The 18975-nt window shown below is 69.8% G+C and carries 19 protein-coding genes; 7 read left to right on the forward strand and 12 right to left on the reverse strand.

The annotated features are described in order from the left end of the window. Nucleotides 1–94: 94 nt before the first annotated feature. The 6 genes from R9Z33_RS03120 to R9Z33_RS03145 all read left to right on the forward strand — a co-directional run bounded on the left by R9Z33_RS03120 (nt 95) and on the right by R9Z33_RS03145 (nt 7534). Complete coding sequence (locus R9Z33_RS03120) at nt 95–1171, forward strand: amino acid ABC transporter substrate-binding protein (protein ID WP_318649849.1); 1077 nt, start codon at nt 95–97, stop codon at nt 1169–1171. Nucleotides 1172–1374: 203 nt separating this feature from the next. Next, a complete protein-coding gene (locus tag R9Z33_RS03125) occupies nt 1375–2574 on the forward strand; it encodes an amino acid ABC transporter permease (protein WP_318649850.1) in 1200 nt (399 codons plus the stop codon). A gap of 136 nt (nt 2575–2710) precedes the next feature. Further along, nucleotides 2711–3853 (forward strand): amino acid ABC transporter permease, encoded by a 1143-nt coding sequence (locus tag R9Z33_RS03130; protein WP_318649851.1) that lies wholly within the window; start codon nt 2711–2713, stop codon nt 3851–3853. 108 nt (nt 3854–3961) lie between these two features. Further along, nucleotides 3962–4744 carry an amino acid ABC transporter ATP-binding protein gene (locus R9Z33_RS03135; RefSeq protein WP_318649852.1) on the forward strand — a complete coding sequence of 261 codons (783 nt, stop codon included), beginning with the start codon at nt 3962–3964 and terminating at the stop codon, nt 4742–4744. Between the two features lie 211 nt (nt 4745–4955). After that, nucleotides 4956–6830: a potassium transporter Kup gene (locus R9Z33_RS03140; RefSeq protein WP_318649853.1), complete on the forward strand. Its 1875-nt coding sequence runs from the start codon at nt 4956–4958 to the stop codon at nt 6828–6830. After that, the gene (locus tag R9Z33_RS03145; protein ID WP_318649854.1) at nt 6830–7534 is read left to right on the forward strand and encodes a lysophospholipid acyltransferase family protein; all 705 of its coding nucleotides are present in this window, start codon (nt 6830–6832) and stop codon (nt 7532–7534) included. The genes R9Z33_RS03140 and R9Z33_RS03145 overlap by 1 nt, the downstream gene beginning before the upstream one ends. On the opposite strand, the gene purQ is transcribed toward R9Z33_RS03145, so the two are convergent. From purQ to R9Z33_RS03205, 12 genes are all read right to left on the reverse strand, one after another. Next, the gene (gene purQ, locus R9Z33_RS03150) at nt 7535–8209 is read right to left on the reverse strand and encodes a phosphoribosylformylglycinamidine synthase subunit PurQ (protein ID WP_318649855.1); all 675 of its coding nucleotides are present in this window, start codon (nt 8207–8209) and stop codon (nt 7535–7537) included. It abuts the gene before it with no gap. A 73-nt stretch (nt 8210–8282) separates the two neighbouring features. Further along, nucleotides 8283–8624, reverse strand: coding sequence for a hypothetical protein (locus R9Z33_RS03155; protein ID WP_318649856.1), 342 nt, complete (start codon nt 8622–8624; stop codon nt 8283–8285). 24 nt (nt 8625–8648) lie between these two features. Continuing rightward, nucleotides 8649–8876, reverse strand: coding sequence for a hypothetical protein (locus tag R9Z33_RS03160; RefSeq protein WP_318649857.1), 228 nt, complete (start codon nt 8874–8876; stop codon nt 8649–8651). Continuing rightward, nucleotides 8870–9109, reverse strand: a complete 240-nt coding sequence (locus R9Z33_RS03165) for a hypothetical protein (RefSeq protein ID WP_318649858.1) — start codon at nt 9107–9109, stop codon at nt 8870–8872. Before R9Z33_RS03165 ends, R9Z33_RS03160 begins: the two co-directional genes overlap by 7 nt. Next, nucleotides 9106–9348, reverse strand: coding sequence for a phosphoribosylformylglycinamidine synthase subunit PurS (gene purS, locus R9Z33_RS03170; RefSeq protein ID WP_318649859.1), 243 nt, complete (start codon nt 9346–9348; stop codon nt 9106–9108). The genes R9Z33_RS03165 and purS overlap by 4 nt, the downstream gene beginning before the upstream one ends. 161 nt (nt 9349–9509) lie before the next feature. Continuing rightward, nucleotides 9510–10274, reverse strand: a complete 765-nt coding sequence (gene purC / locus R9Z33_RS03175; RefSeq protein ID WP_318649860.1) for a phosphoribosylaminoimidazolesuccinocarboxamide synthase — start codon at nt 10272–10274, stop codon at nt 9510–9512. Between the two features lie 29 nt (nt 10275–10303). Beyond that, nucleotides 10304–11080, reverse strand: a complete 777-nt coding sequence (locus tag R9Z33_RS03180; protein WP_318649861.1) for an NRDE family protein — start codon at nt 11078–11080, stop codon at nt 10304–10306. 326 nt (nt 11081–11406) lie between these two features. Continuing rightward, on the reverse strand, nt 11407–12927 hold the full coding sequence (locus tag R9Z33_RS03185; RefSeq protein WP_318649862.1) for a DegQ family serine endoprotease: 1521 nt from the start codon (nt 12925–12927) through the stop codon (nt 11407–11409). A gap of 153 nt (nt 12928–13080) precedes the next feature. Next, nucleotides 13081–14421, reverse strand: a complete 1341-nt coding sequence (locus R9Z33_RS03190) for a sensor histidine kinase (RefSeq protein ID WP_318649863.1) — start codon at nt 14419–14421, stop codon at nt 13081–13083. Beyond that, nucleotides 14418–15101: a response regulator transcription factor gene (locus R9Z33_RS03195; RefSeq protein WP_318649864.1), complete on the reverse strand. Its 684-nt coding sequence runs from the start codon at nt 15099–15101 to the stop codon at nt 14418–14420. The genes R9Z33_RS03190 and R9Z33_RS03195 overlap by 4 nt, the downstream gene beginning before the upstream one ends. 19 nt (nt 15102–15120) lie before the next feature. Beyond that, nucleotides 15121–15861, reverse strand: a complete 741-nt coding sequence (locus R9Z33_RS03200; RefSeq protein ID WP_318649865.1) for an SDR family NAD(P)-dependent oxidoreductase — start codon at nt 15859–15861, stop codon at nt 15121–15123. After that, the gene (locus R9Z33_RS03205; protein WP_318649866.1) at nt 15858–17069 is read right to left on the reverse strand and encodes a TMEM43 family protein; all 1212 of its coding nucleotides are present in this window, start codon (nt 17067–17069) and stop codon (nt 15858–15860) included. The genes R9Z33_RS03200 and R9Z33_RS03205 overlap by 4 nt, the downstream gene beginning before the upstream one ends. Before the next feature lie 94 nt (nt 17070–17163). On the opposite strand from R9Z33_RS03205, the gene R9Z33_RS03210 reads away from it, so the two are divergent. Then, on the forward strand, nt 17164–18972 hold the full coding sequence (locus R9Z33_RS03210; RefSeq protein WP_318649867.1) for an ABC-F family ATP-binding cassette domain-containing protein: 1809 nt from the start codon (nt 17164–17166) through the stop codon (nt 18970–18972). The last annotated feature ends 3 nt before the right edge of the window (nt 18973–18975 follow it).

An 18975-nucleotide genomic window follows, 5' to 3' on the forward strand; every position in this document is an offset into this window, starting at 1 on the left:
CGAATGCGCGATTGATCCCGGACGCTTCCTAGCGCAGCATCCGCCTTGCAACGAGCCGCCTAGCGAAGGCGGCATGAGGTCTGGGAGTTCCGAAATGATGCCGATGCGGCGCAGCCTTGCCACCCTGGTCGGTGTGGCCACTACCATCTTCGCGGCGGCCCTGCCGGCCCAGGCCCAGGCGCCCGCCGCCGCGCCGGCCGCCCCCGCCGCCGCCGCGCCCGCGGCGAGCACGCTGGACGCGATCCGTGCCCGCGGCACGCTCGTCTGCGGCGTCAGCACCGGCCTGGCCGGCTTCTCGCTGCCGGACAGCCAGGGCAATTGGCGCGGCTTCGACGTGGATTACTGCCGCGCGCTGGCCATCGCCATCTTCAATGACCCGACGAAGGTGCGCTTCGTGCCCACCACCGCCCAGGTGCGCTTCACCGCCCTGCAGTCGGGCGAGGTGGACATCCTGAGCCGCAACACGACCTGGACGCTGAGCCGCGACACCTCGCTCGGCTTCGATTTCGCCGGGATCAACTTCTTCGACGGCCAGGGCTTCATGGTGAAGCGCAGCCTGAACGTGCAGAACGCCCGCCAGCTCGATGGCGCGACGATCTGCGTGCAGCCCGGCACCACCACCGAGCAGAATCTGGCCGACTGGGCGCGCGGCGCGCGGGTGAACATCCGCCCCGTCGTCATCGAGCGCCTGGAGGACAACGTGGCCGCCTACAATGCCGGCCGCTGCGACGCCTACACGACCGACGTCTCGGGCCTCGCCGCCATCCGCGCCACGCAGCAGAACCCCAATGACCACGTCATCCTGCCCGACGTGATCAGCAAGGAGCCGCTCGGCCCGCTGTATCGCCATGGCGACCAGCGCTTCGGTGACCTGGTGCGCTGGCTGCATTTCGGCCTGATCGGCGCTGAGGAGTTCGGCATCACGGCGGCGAACGCGCAGCAGATGCTGGCGAGCGACCCGCGCCCCGAGGTGCAGCGCATCCTGGGCCGCACGGGTGAGCTGGGCCGCATGCTGGGCGTGGACAACGCCTGGATGCTGAACGTCATCCGTGGCGTCGGCAACTACGGCGAGATCTTCGAGCGCAACCTGACGCCGATCGGCCTGCAGCGCGGCCGCAACGCGCTCTGGACCACGCCGGGCGGCCTGCAATACGCGCCGCCCTTCCGGTGACCTGAAACCGGCTGCGCCGGAGGCGGAATTGCCTCCGGCGCAGGCAGATCCGTTGCCATCCGGCCCGGGTGGAGATTCCTTCATGTTTCAGGCGGTGCGTGTTCTGAGACACTTCCCGCCCATGCCCCGGCCCCGGCCGGGGCGCCTTCCACCCGCAAGGCGGAAGACCGCCACGGGTTTCATTTTTCAGGGATAGGGCAAACATGTCCGGCGTCACCGATCCACGCCTGCTGCGCAAGGCGCCGCCCAGGCCGATCCGCCTGTCCTGGGCGGATGAGCGTTTCCGCAACATCATCTGGCAGGTGCTGGTGGTGGGTGGCGTCTTCGGCGTCATCTACTGGCTCTGGTCCAACACCAGCTACAACCTGGAGGTCCGCCGCATCGCGACGGGCTGGGACTTCCTGTGGCGCGAGGCGGGCCTGCCGATCGGTGAGAGCCTGATCGAATACGACCCCTCGATGTCCTATTTCCGCGCGCTCCAGGTGGGCGTGCTGAACACGCTGAAGGTCGCGCTGATCGGCATCGTGCTGGCGACCATCCTGGGCACGCTGCTCGGCATCGCCAGGCTTTCAAAGAACTGGATGCTCAACAAGTTCGCCGCTGCCTATGTCGAGATCGTGCGCGACCTGCCGCTGCTGCTGCAGCTGCTCTTCTGGTACGCGCTGCTGCAGGGCCTGCCGGGCCCGCGCCAGGCCCTGAACCCGGTGGATGGCGTGTTCCTGTCGAACCGCGGCCTGAAGCTGCCCTTCTTCGTCTGGGAGAGTGCCCATTCCTGGGCGTTGCTGACGATGGTGGCCGGTGTGGTGGCGACGCTGCTCTACCGCCGCTGGGCAAGGGCCGAGCAGGCGAAGGACGGGCAGGCGCGGGCGGTCTGGCCGGCGGCGGTGGCCTTCACCATCGGCGCGCCGATCGCGGTCTGGGCGGCGATGGGGGCACCCTTCACGCCGGACGTGCCGGCGCTGCGCGGCTTCAACTTCCGCGGCGGCATCGATGTCAGCCCCGAATTCTTCGCCCTGCTGCTGGGCCTCACGCTCTATACGGCGGGCTTCATCGCCGAGATCGTGCGCGCCGGCATCCAGGCGGTGAACCAGGGCCAGTGGGAGGCGGCGGAGGCGCTGGGCCTGCCGCGCGGGCGGGTGATGAGCCTGATCGTGCTGCCGCAGGCGCTGCGCGTGATCATCCCGCCGATGACCAGCCAGTTCCTGAACATCACGAAGAACTCGTCGCTCGCGGTCGCCATCGGCTACCAGGACATCGTCAGCATCGCGAACACGACGCTGAACCAGACCGGCCAGGCGATCGAGGGCATCGCCATCATCATGCTGGTCTATCTCACGATCAGCCTGAGCATCAGCCTTTTCATGAACTGGTACAACAAGCGCATCGCGCTGGTGGAGCGGTGACGAGGATGACAAACCAGCGAGAATCCGGCCGCACAGCGGCCGGCGCCGCCCACCCGGCCGTCATGCCGGGTGCACCTGCGGCGCGGCGAAGCCAAGCGCGCGGATGCGCGCGCCCGGCGTTTGAGGGCCAAAAGCAATGAGCCAGATCACGGCGGGCACCACCCTGCATTCCTCGACCACCGCGCGCACCGCGCCGGTGAGCCTCGTCGGTCCCATCGCCTGGATGCGGACCAATCTCTTCGCCAACTGGTGGTCCACCGCGATCACCCTGGCGCTGGGCTATCTCTTCATCCGCCTCGCGGTCAGCTTCGTGGACTGGGCCTTCATCAACGCCATCTGGTCCGTCCCGGTCAGCCCGCAGGGGGTGGCCAACACCGAGGCCTGCCGCGAGGCCAAGGGGGTGGGCGCCTGCTGGGCCGTCATCACGGAGAAGCACCGCTTCATCCTCTTCGGCACCTATCCCTATGACGAGCACTGGCGGCCCATGCTGGTCTGCGTCCTCTTCGTGGGCCTCTACATCGTCTCCGCCATGCGGCGCTTCTGGCGCTGGGAGCTGGCGCTGATCTGGGCGGCGGTGCTGACCGTGATCGGCATCCTCATGTGGGGCGGCGTCTTCGGCCTCAGCTACGTGCCGCAGGAGCGCTGGGGCGGCCTGCCCATCACGCTGATCCTCGCGACATTCGGTCTCGCCTTCGCCTTCCCACTGGCGATCCTGGTCGCCCTCGGGCGGCGTTCCTCGCTGCCGGCGATCAAGGCGCTCTGCGTGCTCTATGTGGAGCTGATCCGCGGCGTGCCGCTGATCTCGCTGCTCTTCATGGCGAGCGTGATGTTCCCGCTCTTCCTGCCGGAGGGGATGAACATCGACAAGCTGCTGCGGGCGCAGATCGCCATCATCCTCTTCGCCGGCGCCTACCTGGCCGAGGTGGTGCGCGCCGGCCTCCAGGCCCTGCCCAAGGGCCAGTACGAGGCGGCGGACGCGCTGGGGCTGAGCTACTGGAAGAAGACTGGGCTGATCATCCTGCCGCAGGCGCTGCGCCTGGTGATCCCGCCCTTGGTCAACACCTTCATCGGCTTCTTCAAGGACACCTCGCTGGTGCTGATCATCGGCATCTTCGACCTGCTGACGGCGGGCAAGACGGCGATCATCGAACCCTCCTGGCAGGGCTTCGGCGTCGAGGTTTACATTACGCTCGGGCTTATCTACTTCATGTTCTGCTACGCCATGTCCAAGTATAGTGCCGGTCTCGAAACGGAACTGAACAAAGGACGGCGGAGGTGAGTGACTGCAACGCCCCCCTCAGGCCGCAAGGCCTGCAAGCCCACCGGCGGCAAGACCGGAACGCCAAGTGCAAGGCTTTGATTCTTCAAGCTGGGAGACCGGATTTCCATGTCGGCTGCTGAAACCCTCGCCTCCTCCGTCCGCGCCGACGCGCCGCCGGCCATCTCGCTCAAGGGCGTGAACAAGTGGTTCGGCGCGCTGCATGTGCTGCGCGACGTGAACCTGGACGTCTCGCTGGGCGAGCGCGTGGTGGTCTGCGGCCCCTCCGGCTCCGGCAAGTCCACCCTGATCCGCTGCATCAACCGCCTGGAGGAACACCAGGAGGGCCAGATCATCGTGGACGGGATCGAGCTGTCCAACGACCTGCGCAGCCTCGACGCCATCCGCCGCGAGGTCGGCATGGTGTTCCAGAGCTTCAACCTCTTCCCGCACCTCACCATCCTCGAGAACTGCACGCTGGCGCCCATCTGGGTCCGCAAGATGCCGAAGAAGGAGGCCGAGGAGCTGGCGATGGAATACCTGACCCGGGTCCGCATCCCCGAGCAGGCGAACAAGTATCCGGGCCAGCTCTCGGGCGGCCAGCAGCAGCGCGTGGCGATCGCCCGCGCGCTCTGCATGAAGCCCAAGATCATGCTGTTCGACGAGCCGACCAGCGCCCTCGACCCCGAGATGATCAAGGAGGTGCTGGACACCATGGTCATGCTGGCCGAGACGGGCATGACCATGATCTGCGTGACGCACGAGATGGGCTTCGCCCGCACCGTGGCCGACCGCGTGATCTTCATGGACCGCGGCGAGATCGTCGAATCGGGCGAGCCGCAGTCGCTCTTCGCCAACCCGCAGACCGAGCGGCTCCAGACCTTCCTGAGCCAGATCCTCCGGGGTCACTGAGCGGGGCGGCCACCGAGTGACCGGGGATGCAAGGGCCTGAGGTTCTTGCCCTGGAGGTCGAGGGGCGAAGCCCCTCGAAGGACTCCCCCCTGTCCGGGGGGCGGAGCCCCGCGATATTGATGCGCCGCAACGCAGCCATGCGGCGCCCATGTTTGATGTGGGACGAGCGCGGGCCTAACGCTGCGCGCCGTTCCATCACAAGGCCTTCCCCGTGAGCGCCCCCAGCAACAAACTCACCGCCGCCACCCTGCTCGGCGTCCTTGGCATCGTCTATGGCGACATCGGCACCTCGCCGCTCTACGCCATGCGCGCCGCCCTGCTGCATTTCGACGAGGGCGGCATCGAGCGGTGGGAGATCCTCGGCATCCTCTCGCTCATCTTCTGGGCGCTGATGCTGACCGTCACGCTGAAATACGTGCTGATCATCCTGCGCGCCGACAACCGGGGCGAGGGCGGCATCATGTCGCTGATGGCGCTCGCCCAGCGCTCGGCCGAGACGCAGCGCGGGCGGCTCATCATCGCCATGATCGGCATCACCGGCGCCGCGCTGTTCTTCGGCGATGGCATGATCACGCCAGCCATCTCCGTGCTCTCGGCGGTGGAGGGGCTGAAGGTCATCAACCCCGCCTTCGAGGAGGGGGTGCTGCCGATCACGCTCGTTGTGCTGGTCGCGCTCTTCCTCGTGCAGTATCGCGGCACGGGCAGCATTGGCGCCTTCTTCGGCCCGGTCTGCGCGGTGTGGTTCGCCGTGCTCGGCCTGCTCGGTCTGATCGAGGCGCTGCACAACCCCGAGGTCTTCGCCGCCATCAACCCCTGGTATGCACTGCACTTCGCGGCGCACTACCACCTCGCCGCCTTCATCGCGATGGGCGCGGTCGTGCTGGCCGTCACGGGCGCCGAGGCGCTCTACGCCGATATGGGGCATTTCGGCCGCCGGCCGATCCAGGTGGCCTGGATCTTCTTCGTGCTGCCGGCGCTGGCGCTGAATTATTTCGGCCAGGGCGCGCTGCTGCTGCGCGATGCGAGCGCGATCGAGAACCCCTTCTACCTCCTCGCGCCCGACTGGTTCCGCCCCTTCCTGGTCGTGCTGGCGACGGCGGCGACCATCATCGCCTCCCAGGCGATGATCTCGGGCGCCTATTCCATCGCGCGCCAATGCGTGCAGCTCGGCTTCGCCCCGCGCCTCGACGTGCGCCACACCAGCGCGACCGAGGAAGGGCAGATCTACATGCCGCAGGTGAACTTCATCCTGCTGATCGGCGTGCTGATCCTGGTGCTGGAGTTCAAGAACAGCGACAGCCTGGCGGCGGCCTATGGCCTCGCGGTCACCGGCACCTTCCTCTGCACCACCTGCCTCGCGCTGCTGGTCTTCCGCCGGCAGTTCGGCTGGAACCCCATCCTGGTCGGCCTGGTCTTCCTGCCGCTGCTGCTGCTCGACATGGCGTATTTCTTCGCCACCGCGCTGAAGATCCCCGAGGGCGGCTATGTGCCGGTCATCATCGGCGGCGTCGCCTTCACGCTGATGTTCACCTGGTATCGCGGGCGGGAGCTGCTCTTCGCCCGGTTCCGGCAGGACAGCCTGCCGCTGAAATCCTTCCTCGCGCGGCTGCCGCAATCGCGCACCACGCGCGTGCCGGGCATGGCCGTCTTCATGACCGGACAGGCGGACTACCTGCCCGGCGCACTGCTGCACAACCTCAAGCACAACAAGGTGCTGCATGAGCGCGTGCTGTTCGTGACGGTCATGAATGACGACATCCCGAGCGTCGGTCCGGACCGCCGCGCGGAGGTGACGGAACTCGGCCCCGACATCCATCGCGTCATCCTGCGCTACGGCTTCCAGGAGAGCCCGAACATCCCGCGCGAGCTGGAACGGTTGGCGCAGCAGGGGCTGATCGGCTTCGAGCCGATGCAGACCAGCTATTTCCTGGGCCGCGAGACCATCGTGGCGGCCGCCGTTCCGAAGATGGCGCGCTGGCAGCAATGGCTCTTCACGCTGCTCAGCCGCAATTCGGTGCCGGCGACCGAGTTCTTCAAGATCCCCTCCGACCGCGTCGTGGAGCTTGGCGTGCGCGTGGCGATCTGATGGTCCTCTTCCTCCGCTCGCTGGTCTTCAACATCCTGTTCTTCGGCGTGGCCGGCGGCTTCGCCGTGCTGGGCTCGCCGCTGCTGCTCGGGCCGAAGCGCTTCCAGCGCCGTGCCATGGGATGGCTCGCCCGGCTGCTGGTCCGCATCATGGAAATCACCTGCAACATCGAGGTGCGGGTGACGGGGCGGGAGCATCTGCCAGCCTCAGGCGCCGCGCTGATCGCCAGCAAGCACCAGTCCGCCTTCGACACGCTGGTCTGGTTCGCGCTCGTGCCGGACGTGACCTATGTGATGAAGCAGGAGCTGTTCCGCATCCCGCTCTACGGCGCCTTCGCCCGCCGCGCGGGGATGATCGGCGTGGACCGCGAGGGCGGCGCCAAGGCGATGCGCCAGATGATGCGCGAGGCCCAGGGCTCGGTGCAGGAGGGGCGGCAGATCGTCATCTTCCCCGAGGGCACGCGCACGACGATCGGCGAGCGCAACGCCTGGCATCCGGGCATCGTCGCGCTCGCCTCGGCCACCAAGCTGCCGGTCATCCCGGTCGCGACGAATTCGGGGAAGTTCTGGGCGCGGCACCACTTCATCAAGCGGCCGGGCGTGCTGGCGATCAACATCCTGCCGCCGCTGCTGGACGTGCCCCGCGACCAGCTTCTGACGACGCTGGAAGAAGTGATCGAGGCGGAGCAGCGAAAGATCGATTGATCAGGCTGGCGCCAGCGCCTCGGCGATCGAGGTGAACATGGGCAGCCCGTCCGTGCCACCGACCAGCGGGTCCACGCAGTTCTCGGGGTGGGGCATCAGGCCCATGACGCGCGCGTTGGGTGAGCAGATGCCGGCGATGGCGTTGATGCTGCCGTTGCGGTTCTCGCCCTCATAGCGCAGGACGACGCGGTTCTCGCCCTCCAGCTTCGCCAGCGTCTCGGCATCGCAGAAGTAATTGCCGTCGCCATGCGCCATGGTGGCGCGGAAGGTGGCGCCGCGCTGGAAATGGCGGGTGTAGGGCGTGTCCGCGCGCTCGACGCGCATGACGCAATCCATGGCGAGGAAGCGCAGCGAGGCGTTGCGCAGCAGGGCGCCGGGCAGCAGCCCCGCCTCGCAGAGCATCTGGAAGCCGTTGCAGACGCCCAGCACATGGCCGCCGCGCTCCGCATGGGCGCGCACCGCCGCCATGATGGGTGATTGCGCGGCCATGGCGCCGCAGCGCAGGTAGTCGCCATAGGAGAAGCCGCCGGGCAGGACGACGAGGTCCGTGCCCGCGGGCAGTTCCGTGTCGCGGTGCCAGAGCATGGCGGGCTTCACCCCCGCCACGCGATGCAGCGCGATGGCCATGTCCCGCTCGCGATTGGTGCCGGGAAACACCACGATGGCTGCCTTCATGCCGAACTCTCCAGACGCGGTCTCATCAGGTGGGGACGCTATACGCCACGCGCGGGCGCGGGGCCATGGCGGCTCAATCGGGCTCGGTCGCCAGGCCGCGATTGGGCAATAGGTGCCGGAACAGCGCCTGACGCTCGCGCACCTGCTCCAGCGTGGGCTTTTCCATCTCGGGGATCTCGCGCTCGGGGCCGGTCAGCGCCACGCCCATCACGCCCGAGAGCAGCAGGATGGGGGCGACCAGCATGCAGGCGGGAAAGACGGTGCGGGGTGTCAGGTCGCGCATCCAGCCAGGGGGCAGCAGCCAATAGGCGATCCACATGAGGGGCAGGGCGGCGATGGCCATGCCGCAGAGCATGGCCGAGAGCACGGCGGCCGGGATCACGGGGAAGAACAGCAGGATGCTGCCCGTACTCATGAGAGCGGGCTCATGAGAGGGGGGTCATCCCTGCAGCACCCTCAGCCAATGCAGCCCGCCGAGGATCACGGTGGTGCCGATGGCGGCGATGGCGGCGGCCGTCACCCAGCGATTGGCCTTGGCCTTCTGCGCCGCGATCCAGCCCTGGCGCGGCTGCGGCTTGCCGAGCGGCAGCCGCTGCTCGCGCCAGCGCAGACCCATGGCGACCAGAACGGTCAGCACCGCCATGATGACGAGCGAGGCCTTCACCATGGGTAGAAAAGCCAGCCGATGGGGTTGCGCCAGCCATCCAGCAGCAGGCTGATCGGCCAGAAGAGGCCGCCCAGGAAGCCCTTGGAGAGCAGGAAGAAGACCTCGGTCAGCCAGTAGTTCGAGACGATGGGCGGGCCGAAGAGCAGATAGGCCGCCGTGGTCAGCACCCGCCACCCGGCGAAGCCGAGGGAGAAGATCACGAACCAGCGCAGCGAGGCCGCGCGGGTTGTCACATCACCTCCACGGTGAAGCTCTCGATCACGGTGTTGGCCAGCAGCTTGCGGGCCATCTCCTCACCCGTCGCCTTGGCGCGGGCGGCATCGGTCTCGGCCAGCTCGACGATCATCACCTTGCCGACCCGCACCTCGCCCACGCCGGCGAAGTCGAGGCCCGCGAGCGCGCGCTCGATCGCCTTGCCCTGCGGGTCCAGCACGCCCGTCTTCGGAAACACCGTCACCTTCAATCGCGTCATCAATCCCTCCGGCCGAACGGCCCCAACCCAAACCCCCGCCAGGAGCTTCCGCCCCCCGGCGCCCTGGCGAAGCTTGGCTTCGCCAGGATGAACCCACCCCGCCGGATCAACACCAATCCGGGGCCCTCGGGAAAACGCCGTCTTCGGCGTTTTCTGGGGAACTACTGTACCGTCTCCGGTCCCTTCATGTCCCGCATGCCGGCCTCGGGCAGGATGCCGAGGCGGCGCGCCACCTCCTGATAGCCTTCCTCGACCTTGCCGAGATCGCGGCGGAAGCGGTCCTTGTCCATCTTCTCGCCGGTCTTGCTGTCCCAGAGGCGGCAATTGTCGGGGCTGATCTCGTCGGCGACGACGATGCGCATCTCGTCATTGTCGTAGAGGCGGCCGAATTCCAGCTTGAAATCCACCAGCGAGATGCCGACGCCGAGGAAGAGCCCGGTCAGGAAGTCGTTCACGCGCAGCGTCAGCTGCACCATGTCGTCCAGGTCATGCGTGGCGGCCCAGCCGAAGGCGGTGATGTGCTCCTCGCTCACCATCGGGTTCTGCAGGGCGTCGTTCTTGTAATAATACTCGATGATGGAGCGCGGCAGGCGCGTGCCCTCGGGGATGCCGAGGCGCGAGGCCAGCGAACCGGCGGCCACGTTCCGCACCACGATCTCGAGCGGGATGATCTCCACTTCGCGCACCAGCTGTTCGCGCATGTTCAGGCGACGAATGAAATGCGTGGGGATGCCGATCTCGCCCAGGCGGGTCATCAGGTATTCGCTGATGCGGTTGTTCAGCACCCCCTTGCCGGTGATGGTGCCCTTCTTCTGCGCGTGGAAGGCGGAGGCGTCATCCTTGAAATACTGCACAAGGGTGCCGGGCTCCGGGCCTTCGAACAGGATCTTGGCCTTGCCTTCATAGATCTGGCGGCGGCGAGCCATGTGGCGTGGTCCTTCTGGAATCCTGCAACCTATAGCAGGAACGACCCTCCACTGGCACCCGTGCGGGCGCCTTGGCTGGTTGCGCGGGGCGCGGGTGAGAGCGGGACGGGCGCGAATTCCACCCGGTCGGGCGGGCCGGGGGCGAAGAGCCAATGCCGCGCGCCCTCCGCCCCGAGTGCCAGAAGCGAGGAACAGACCGTGCCGAAGCCGCCGATCGGGGGCACGTTCAACGCCTCGGCCGTGGCGCCGTCGGAATCGGAGAGCAGCGCGGGCCAGGCGCCCCAGTCCGGCGGGGTGGGCGGCGCGGCGGCCTGGAAGCGCGGCAGATGGCGGGCGGTGCGCGGGCTGCTCACGTCGTTCGGTGGATGGGCCGTGACCATCGAGACGCCCTCGGGCAGGGCGGTCGGCTGCGCGTGGCCCGCGCCGAGGCCGGCCAGGAACCAGGCGGTCCCGGCATCGGCCAGCACCAGGTTGAACGGGCGCCAGAGCCCGGCATCCAGCCTCGCGATGCGTTGGGCGGCGGCGGCGGCGCTGGTTTCCTCCAGCGCGATCAGCGGGAGGTCGCCGCGCGAGCGCTTGGCAGGATCGGGGCCGAGGCTGCCGACACGGTTCAGCACGGCGCAGACCACGCCGTGCCGGTTCATCGCCATCCAGGTGCCGCCGGCCAGCGTGTCACGCCCACCGGTGATGCCGGGCCAATGCTCGGCCGGCGGCACCCAGGCCCGGTCCAGCCGCTCATCCCGGTTGGCGGCCAGCAGCAGCGGCCATGCGGCGCCGGGGCGACGGAGGAGGATCACGGTGCACATGGGGGGCGTATAGCAGGGGCGTGGCGCTTCGCCTTCCGGGGGCGCCCGGCGCCTAAGACCCTTCCCAATCTCATCCGGCCGCAACGCGGCCGGCGCCGCCCAACTGAGCCCACGGCCCAGCGCGCCAGCCGCGCGGCGAAGCCAAGCGCGCGGAGCGCGCGCCCGGCGCCTGAGGGCAAAAAAAGAGGCAGGCCGGGGGGGAGCCTGCCTCGAAGGGGATGCCCGCGATTGGGGGGTAGTGTGCGGGTGTCATCCCGGACCAGCCGGCCTTGTTCCCAGGCCTGGCTGGGCTGGCCCCGGCGGCCAGCCCTTCGTTTCCGGCCCGATCAGCCCTGGGCCGGCATCTCCACCGCGACGAAGGCGCTGCGGCCCTCGCGGAGGATGCGGAGGGCGATGGCCGCCCCCGGGGTGCGCGCCGCCTCGCGGAGCGCGCCCACCGTGGCCTGGACATCACCCACATCGCGGCCCGCGACGCCGACGATCACGTCGCCCTCGCGCAGGCCGGCCTCGGCCGCCGGGCTGTCTGGGCGGATGCCCGCCACGACCGCGCCGCTGGCATGGGCCGGCAGGTTCAGCTGCTGCCGCGCCTGGGGCGTGATGGGGGCCAGCGCCACGCCCACCGGGCCGCCGCGATTCTCGGCCGCGGCCGCCGGCTTGCCGGAGGCGGCCTGGCCGTCCCGCAGCTCGGCCAGCGTCACGCGCAGCTCCTGCATCGCGCCGTCGCGCTGCACCGAGAGCTTCACCTCGCTGCCCGGCCGGGCAGCGCCGATGGCGCGGGCCAGGTCACGCGGGTTGGCCACCGCCGTGTCGCCCACCTTGGTCACCACGTCGCCCGGGCGCAGACCACCCTGGGCGGCGGGGCTGTCCGCCTCGACCTGGCCGACCAGCGCGCCTTCCGGCTTCGTGAGCCGCAGCGAGCGGGCCAGCGCCGGCGTCAGCGGCTGCGTGGAGGCGCCCAGAAAGCCGCGCTCCACCCGGCCATTGGCCTGGATCTGCGCCACCACCTGGCGGACCATGTTCGACGGGATGGCGAAGCCGATGCCCACCGAACCGCCGCTGGGCGAGAAGATCGCCGTGTTCACGCCGATCACGCTGCCATCGAGGCCGAAGAGCGGGCCGCCCGAATTGCCGCTGTTGATGGGCGCGTCGATCTGGATGAAGTCGTCATAGGGCCCGACGCCGATGTCACGGCCGCGCGCCGAGACGATGCCCGCCGTCACCGTGCCGCCCAGGCCGAAGGGATTGCCCACGGCCACCACCCAGTCGCCCGGGCGGGCGGCGTTGCTGTCGCCCAGCGCGAGGAAGGGCAGGGGCTGGCCGGCGTCGATCTTCAGCACGGCGATGTCCGTGCGATCGTCGCGGCCGACGACGCGGGCGTTCAGCTCGCGGCCGTCATCCAGTTTCACCTTCACGACGCTGGCGTTGCGGACCACATGGTTGTTGGTCACGACCGTGCCCTCGGCATCCACGATGAAGCCCGAGCCCAGCGCGTTCGCGGGGCGCTGCGGCTGGCCGCGCATGCCGGGCTGCTCGCCGAAATGGCGGCGGAAGAGCTGGTCCTGCTCGCTGCCCGGCGGGAAGGGCGAGTTGGTGCTGACCTGGGTCGCGCGCTCGGTCGTCGTGATGGTGACGACGGCGGGGCGGACGCGGGCGGCGAGGTCGGCGAAGCCGGGCAGGGCCACGGCGGGCTGGCTGATGGCGGGCACGCTGATCGCGCCGTTCTGGTTCCCCATCTGGGCGTTGGCGGGGTGGCCCTGCCAGAGGATCATGCCGCTCAGCGCGGTGCCGGCCATGAGGGCGCCGGCGAGGCCGGCACGCAGGCGGCGGGTGTTGATCGGGCTCTTCATGGTGGTCTCCATTTCAGGCGCGGGGCGGAGGCCCCGCTGACGGACGCAACCTGACCCGCCGACGCTGGAGGCATTCGGGAAGCACCATGACAAAGTTGTCAGAGTTGTCGTGGCGTGCCGGCCGCGTTGCGGCCGGACTCTCGGAGGGCCGCGCTACTTGCCCGGCCGCAAATCCAGCACCGCGCATAGCCCCGTGCCGCCCGCGCCCGTCTCCAGCCGCAGCGTGCCGCCATGCGCCTTGGCCGCCGCCGAGACCAGCGCGAGGCCGAGGCCCGTGCCCGGCGTGGAGCGGCTGCGGTCCAGGCGATGGAAGCGGCGTGTCACGGCCGCGCGCTCGCTCTCCGGAATGCCCGGCCCGTCATCCTCGACCTCGATCACCGGGCCGGGCCTGAGGCGCAGCGTGATGCGCGGGCCGCCATGGGTGATGGCGTTCTCGATCAGGTTCACCACCGCCTGGCGCAGCAGCCCCGCATCGCCGGCGACGGTGACGCCCGGCGCGATCTCGCGCCTCAGGCCATGGCCCGATTCCTCGGCCACGGCCTCCATCACCTCGGCGCATTCGCCGAGCAGCGTGGTGAGGTCCACCGGCGAAAAACTCTCGCGCAGCACGCCGCTTTCGGCGCGCGCGATCCGGAGCAGCGCCGCGAAGCTCGCCAGCACGGAGTCGAGTTCCTCCAGCGCACGCTCCATCACCTCGGTATCGCGCAGCGGATCGCGCGGCGAAGCGAGCGCGCCCTCCAGCAATTGCCTGAGGCGCGAGAGCGGGCTGCGAAGGTCATGCGCGATGTCGTCCGTCACCTGGCGCTGCGCCTGCATCAGCGCCTCGATGCGGCCGAGCAGCGCGTTGAAGGTGGCGGTCAGCCGGTCGAATTCGTCGCCTCGGCCGGAGAGCGGCAGGCGGCGCGTCAGGTCGCCCTCCATCACGCCGAGCGCCGCGGTGCGCGCGCCGGCGAGCCGCTGCTCCATCCGCCCCGCCGCGATGAAGCCCAGCAGCAGGGCCAGCACCGCCGCGACGCCGCCCGCGATGGGAGGCGTCCAGGCGAGCGCGGAGGCCGCGCGATCCACCGGCGTCAAATCGGCCGCGACCAGCAGCGTGGCGCCGCCGGGCAGGTTGCCGCCCAGCACGCGCAGGCTTGGCCGCTCGCCCGTGCCGGGGAGGTTGGCGAAGCCGCGCAGCGCGGGCAGCGCCTCGGGGATGCGCCCGGCGATAGGGCGGCCATCGGGCGCCAGCAGCGCGACGAAGAGCGGCCCGCGCCGCCGCGTATAGGCCTCGACCGCCAGTGCCAGCCCGCGCAGGCCGAATTCCTCATATTCGCGCAGGAAGCCATCCGCCTCGGCGGCGATGGCGAGGTCGAGCTGCTGGCGCAGCGCCGCCTCCGCCCGCAGCCAGCCCCAGCCCGAACCGAGCAGCGAGAGCACCAGCATCACCACGGCCGAGGCGGTGGCGGCGCGCAGCGCGAAGCTGCCCCCTTTGTTGGTGATGGGCCGGATCACGCTTCGGGCGCCTGCAGCGCATAGCCCGCGCCGCGCACGGTGCGGATCATGGGCGGCTCGCCCGGCAGGTCGAGCTTGCGGCGCAGGCGGCTGACATGCACGTCCACCACGTTGGTGGTCGGGTCGAAGCTGAAATCCCAGACCTTTTCCAGCAGCATGGTGCGCGTCACCACCTGGCCGGCATGGCGCAGCAGGTATTCCAGCAGGCGCCATTCGGTGGGCATGAGGTCCAGCTTGCGCGCGCCGCGGGTCGCCACGCGCGTCAGCAGATCCATCCTGAGATCCCCAAGCGTGAGCACGGATTGCTCGGCCGGTGGCCCGGCCGGGCGGCGGGCCAGCGCGCGGATGCGCGCGCGCAATTCCGCGAAGGCGAAGGGCTTGGCCAGGTAGTCATCGGCGCCCGCCTCCAGCCCCTCCACGCGCTTTTCCACCTCGCCCAGCGCGGTCAGCACCAGGATGGGCGTCGTGATCTTCGCCATCCGCAGCGCGCGGATGATGGAGAGCCCGTCCGGGCCGGGCAGCATGCGGTCCGTCACGATGATGTCGAAGGGCTCGCCCATCGCGAGGAAGAGGCCGTCGCGGCCATTGGCCGCGTGGTCCACCACATGCCCCTCCTCGCGCAGGCCCTTGGCGATATAGGCCGCGGTGGTCTCGTCATCCTCGATGAGGAGGATCCGCACGTCTTGCGCCCCTCGGGGCTCAGCTCAGCATCTGGCCGCCATCCACCACGATGGTGTGGCCCGTCACCCAGCCCGCCAGCGGCGAGGCGAGGAAGAGGACCACATTCGCCACCTCCTCCGGCTTGCCCATGCGGCCGAAGAGGATGGAGGCCAGCGTCTTGTTGTAGAGCGCGGGGTTCTCCGTCTTGCGCTTCTCCCAGCTGCCGCCGGGGAATTCGATGGAGCCCGGCGCCACGCCATTCACGCGGATGCCGTCCGGCGCGTAGGTCGCCGCCTGGGACTGCGTGTAGTTGATCAGCAGCGCCTTCACGGCGGCATAGGCCGGCCCGCGCACCGAAGGCCCGAAGCCCGAGATGGAGGAAAGGTTGATGATGTTGCCGCGGCTCTCCTTCAGCGCGGGCAGGGCGGCGGCGGTGGCGCGGAAGGTGGCCAGCACGTCCACGTTGAGCGCGGCGGCCCAGCCTTCCTCGGTGTCGGTCATGCCGAAGCCGGAGGCGTTGTTCACCAGCACGTCGCAGCCGCCGAGCGCGGCCACGGCCTCCGCGATGTAGCGCTTCACCGCCGCGCCATCGCCCAGGTCGCAGGTCGCCGCATGCGCCTTCGGGCCCAGCTCGGCCTTGGTCGCGGCCAGCGCCTCGGCGCCGCGCGCGCAGATGGACACGGCGGCGCCCGCCTGCGCGAAGCCCAGCGCCACGCTGCGGCCGATGCCCTTGCTGCCGCCACAGACGATGACGCGCTTTCCGGTGAAGTCGAAGCTCATGCGGGGTTTCCTTGCCCAGTGGTTGAAGCGATGGCCGGCCGGCGCCGGCGGAGGCGGGTGAGGCCGTAGGCGAGGGCGATGCCGGCCGCGAGGATCGCGATCCCCACCAGCGGCCGGTAGAACAGCCAGCCGATCGCCATGATGGTCGGCGCGATGACCAGCGCCAGGACCGCCGCCAGCAGGGCCGTGCCGAAGCCCACGATGCTGCCGATGAAGGGAACCACATCGGCGAGGACGCGGAACGGATTGAAGATGACGAGGAAGCCCAGGAACATCAAGACGAGGCCGGCCAGCCGCATCAGCCAGGTGAAAAGGCGGTTCTCGTCATGCGCCTGCTGGAACATCACCGCCGCCGGCACCCGCCCGGGCTGGATCATGAAGAGCGCGTCGCCGGCACGGGTGGCATAGGGGCCGAAGCCATCGCCCATCTGCGCGCCGATCACCGAGAGCGCGCCGGGATTGGCCACGCGCCATGTGATCCGCAGGTCGCCCACGCGCGGGTTGCCGGGGTCCTGGCCGATGTAGCGCCCGCCATCCGCATTGCCGCCGGGAATGGAGAGGGGCGTCTCGGTGGGCACGCCGTTCAGCTGGGTGTCGGAGATCTGGAAGCCGCCCAGCATGACGCGCTCTGCATTGAAGCTGCGCGTCGCGTAGCGGGCCTGCGGGTTCTGGTGCCCGTCCGGCTGGCGGAAATTGGCCGAATCGAAGCGCCCTTCGGCCCAGACGCGGCGATAGCTGTAGGTGGTGACCGTCTCCTGCCCACCGCCGAGGCGCGTGCGCGTCTCGCTGCTCGTCTGTTCCTGCCACTGATACATCTCGACCGTGCGGGTCAGGCGCAGCGTGCCCTCGGGCGGCACCACCTGCAGGTCCGGATCGCGCGGCGTCCGGGCCACGCGCGTCGGCCCCACCACATGCACCAGCATCCCCTCATGCGCCGGATCGGGCCGGTCGGGCGAGACGGTGCGGATCACGCCGGCCCCCTCATCCAGAGAGCGCGCGGTCTGGATGGCGCGGCCCTCGTTCCAGAAGAGGAGGAAGCCCGCGACGGGCAGCAGGATCAGGCCGAACAGGATCCCGACGAGGGCATTGCCCAGGCGCTGAAACCAGGATTGGTGGGTGACCTCCGTGAAACTGCTTCCGCCGCTGCTGTCGCTGAAGCTGTCCTGGTAGGACCCTCCCGGGTCATGACTGCCTGAATCGCCGGACATCACCTTTCCCCTCGCGCATTGCCGCGCAGCAAGGCTTGATCCGCCGGCTTTGTCCAGCCTTGACCTTGCGCCGCGGGCGGGCCATCGCCCCCGCATGGCCGCCCCCCCGCTTCTTCTCCTCGACGCGATCCGATTCACCCTGGGCAATGCGCCGATCCTCTCCGGCGCCGCGCTCTCCGTCTCGCCCGGGGAGCGCCTCGCGCTGGTCGGGCGCAACGGCAGCGGCAAGTCCACCCTGCTCCGCATCGCCGCCGGCGAGCTGGAGCCCGAGGGCGGCACGCGCTTCCTCCAGCCCGGCGCCACGCTGCGCTACCTGCCGCAGGAGCCCGACCTCTCCGGCCATGCGACGGTGGAGGACTATGTGATGTCCGGCCTCGGCCCGGCCGATGACCCGCACCGCGCCCGCGCCCTGCTGGAGGGGCTGGGCCTGACGGGGAACGAGGGCACGGCGCGGCTTTCGGGCGGCGAGGCGCGGCGCGCCGCACTCGCCCGTGCCCTGGCGCCCCAGCCCGACATCCTGCTGCTGGATGAGCCGACCAACCACCTCGACCTGCCCGCCATCGAATGGCTGGAGGCGGAGCTGGCCAGCCTGCGCGGCGCGCTGGTGCTGATCAGCCATGACCGGCGCTTCCTCTCGCGCCTCTCGCGCGCGACGCTCTGGCTGGACCGTGGCGTCACACGGCGGCTCGATCGCGGCTTCGGCGAGTTCGAGGCCTGGCGCGAGGAGCAGCTGGAGCTGGAGGAGCAGGCGGCGCACAAGCTCGGCCGGCAGATCGCGCGCGAGGAGCATTGGCTGCGGCACGGCGTCTCCGCCCGGCGCAAGCGCAACATGCGCCGCGTGGGGGAGTTGCACGCGCTGCGCCAGGCCCGGCGGGACCGCATCCGGCCCACCGGCACGGTGCAGATGCAGGCGGCGGAGGCCGCGTCCTCCGGCCAGCTCGTCATCACGGCCGAGGGGGTCACCAAATCCTGGGGCGAGCGGCGCGTGGTGCGGGACTTCTCCACGCGCATCCTGAAGGGGGACCGCATCGGCATCGTCGGCGCCAATGGCGCGGGCAAGACGACGCTGCTGAACATCCTGATCGGCCAGCTGGCGCCCGATGCCGGGACGGTGAAGCTCGGCAGCAACATCGCCATGGCGACGCTGGACCAGCTCCGTGCCGCGCTGGACCCCGACCGCACCCTGGCCGACACGCTGACCGAAGGCCGCGGCGACCAGGTCTGGGTCGGCGGCAAGCCGCGCCACGTCATCGGCTACATGCAGGACTTCCTCTTCATCCCGGATCAGGCGCGCACCCCCGTGGGCAAGCTCTCGGGCGGCGAGCGCGGGCGGCTGCTGCTGGCGCGCGCGCTGGCGGCACCCTCCAACCTGCTGGTGCTGGACGAGCCGACCAACGACCTCGACCTCGAAACGCTGGACCTGCTGGAGGAACTGCTGGCCGACTATGCCGGCACCGTCCTGCTGGTCAGCCATGACCGCGACTTCCTGGACCGCGTCTGCACCGGCATCCTGATGGCCGAGGGCGATGGGCGCTGGCAGGACTATGCCGGCGGCTACACCGACATGCTCACGCAGCGCGGCGAGGGGGTGACGGCGCGGGTGGTGGCGAGGCCCGCGCGCGAGGCGACGGCGCCGCGCCCGGCCGCCGCGCCGGCCACGCCCGCCCGGAAGATGAGTTTCAAGGACCAGCACGCGCTGGCCACGCTGCCGGCGACCATGGAGAAGCTCCAGAAGGAAATCGGCGTGCTGCGGAACTGGCTGGCCGACCCCGGCCTCTATGCGCGCGACCCCAAGGGCTTCACCCAGCGGACCGAGGCGCTGGCCGAGCGCGAGGCGGCGCTGGCCGCCGCCGAGGAGGAGTGGCTGCGGCTGGAGATGCTGCGGGAGAGCCTGGAGGCCTGAACG

Source organism: Sediminicoccus rosea (genome assembly GCF_033547095.1).
GTDB classification, from domain to species: domain Bacteria; phylum Pseudomonadota; class Alphaproteobacteria; order Acetobacterales; family Acetobacteraceae; genus Roseococcus; species Roseococcus rosea.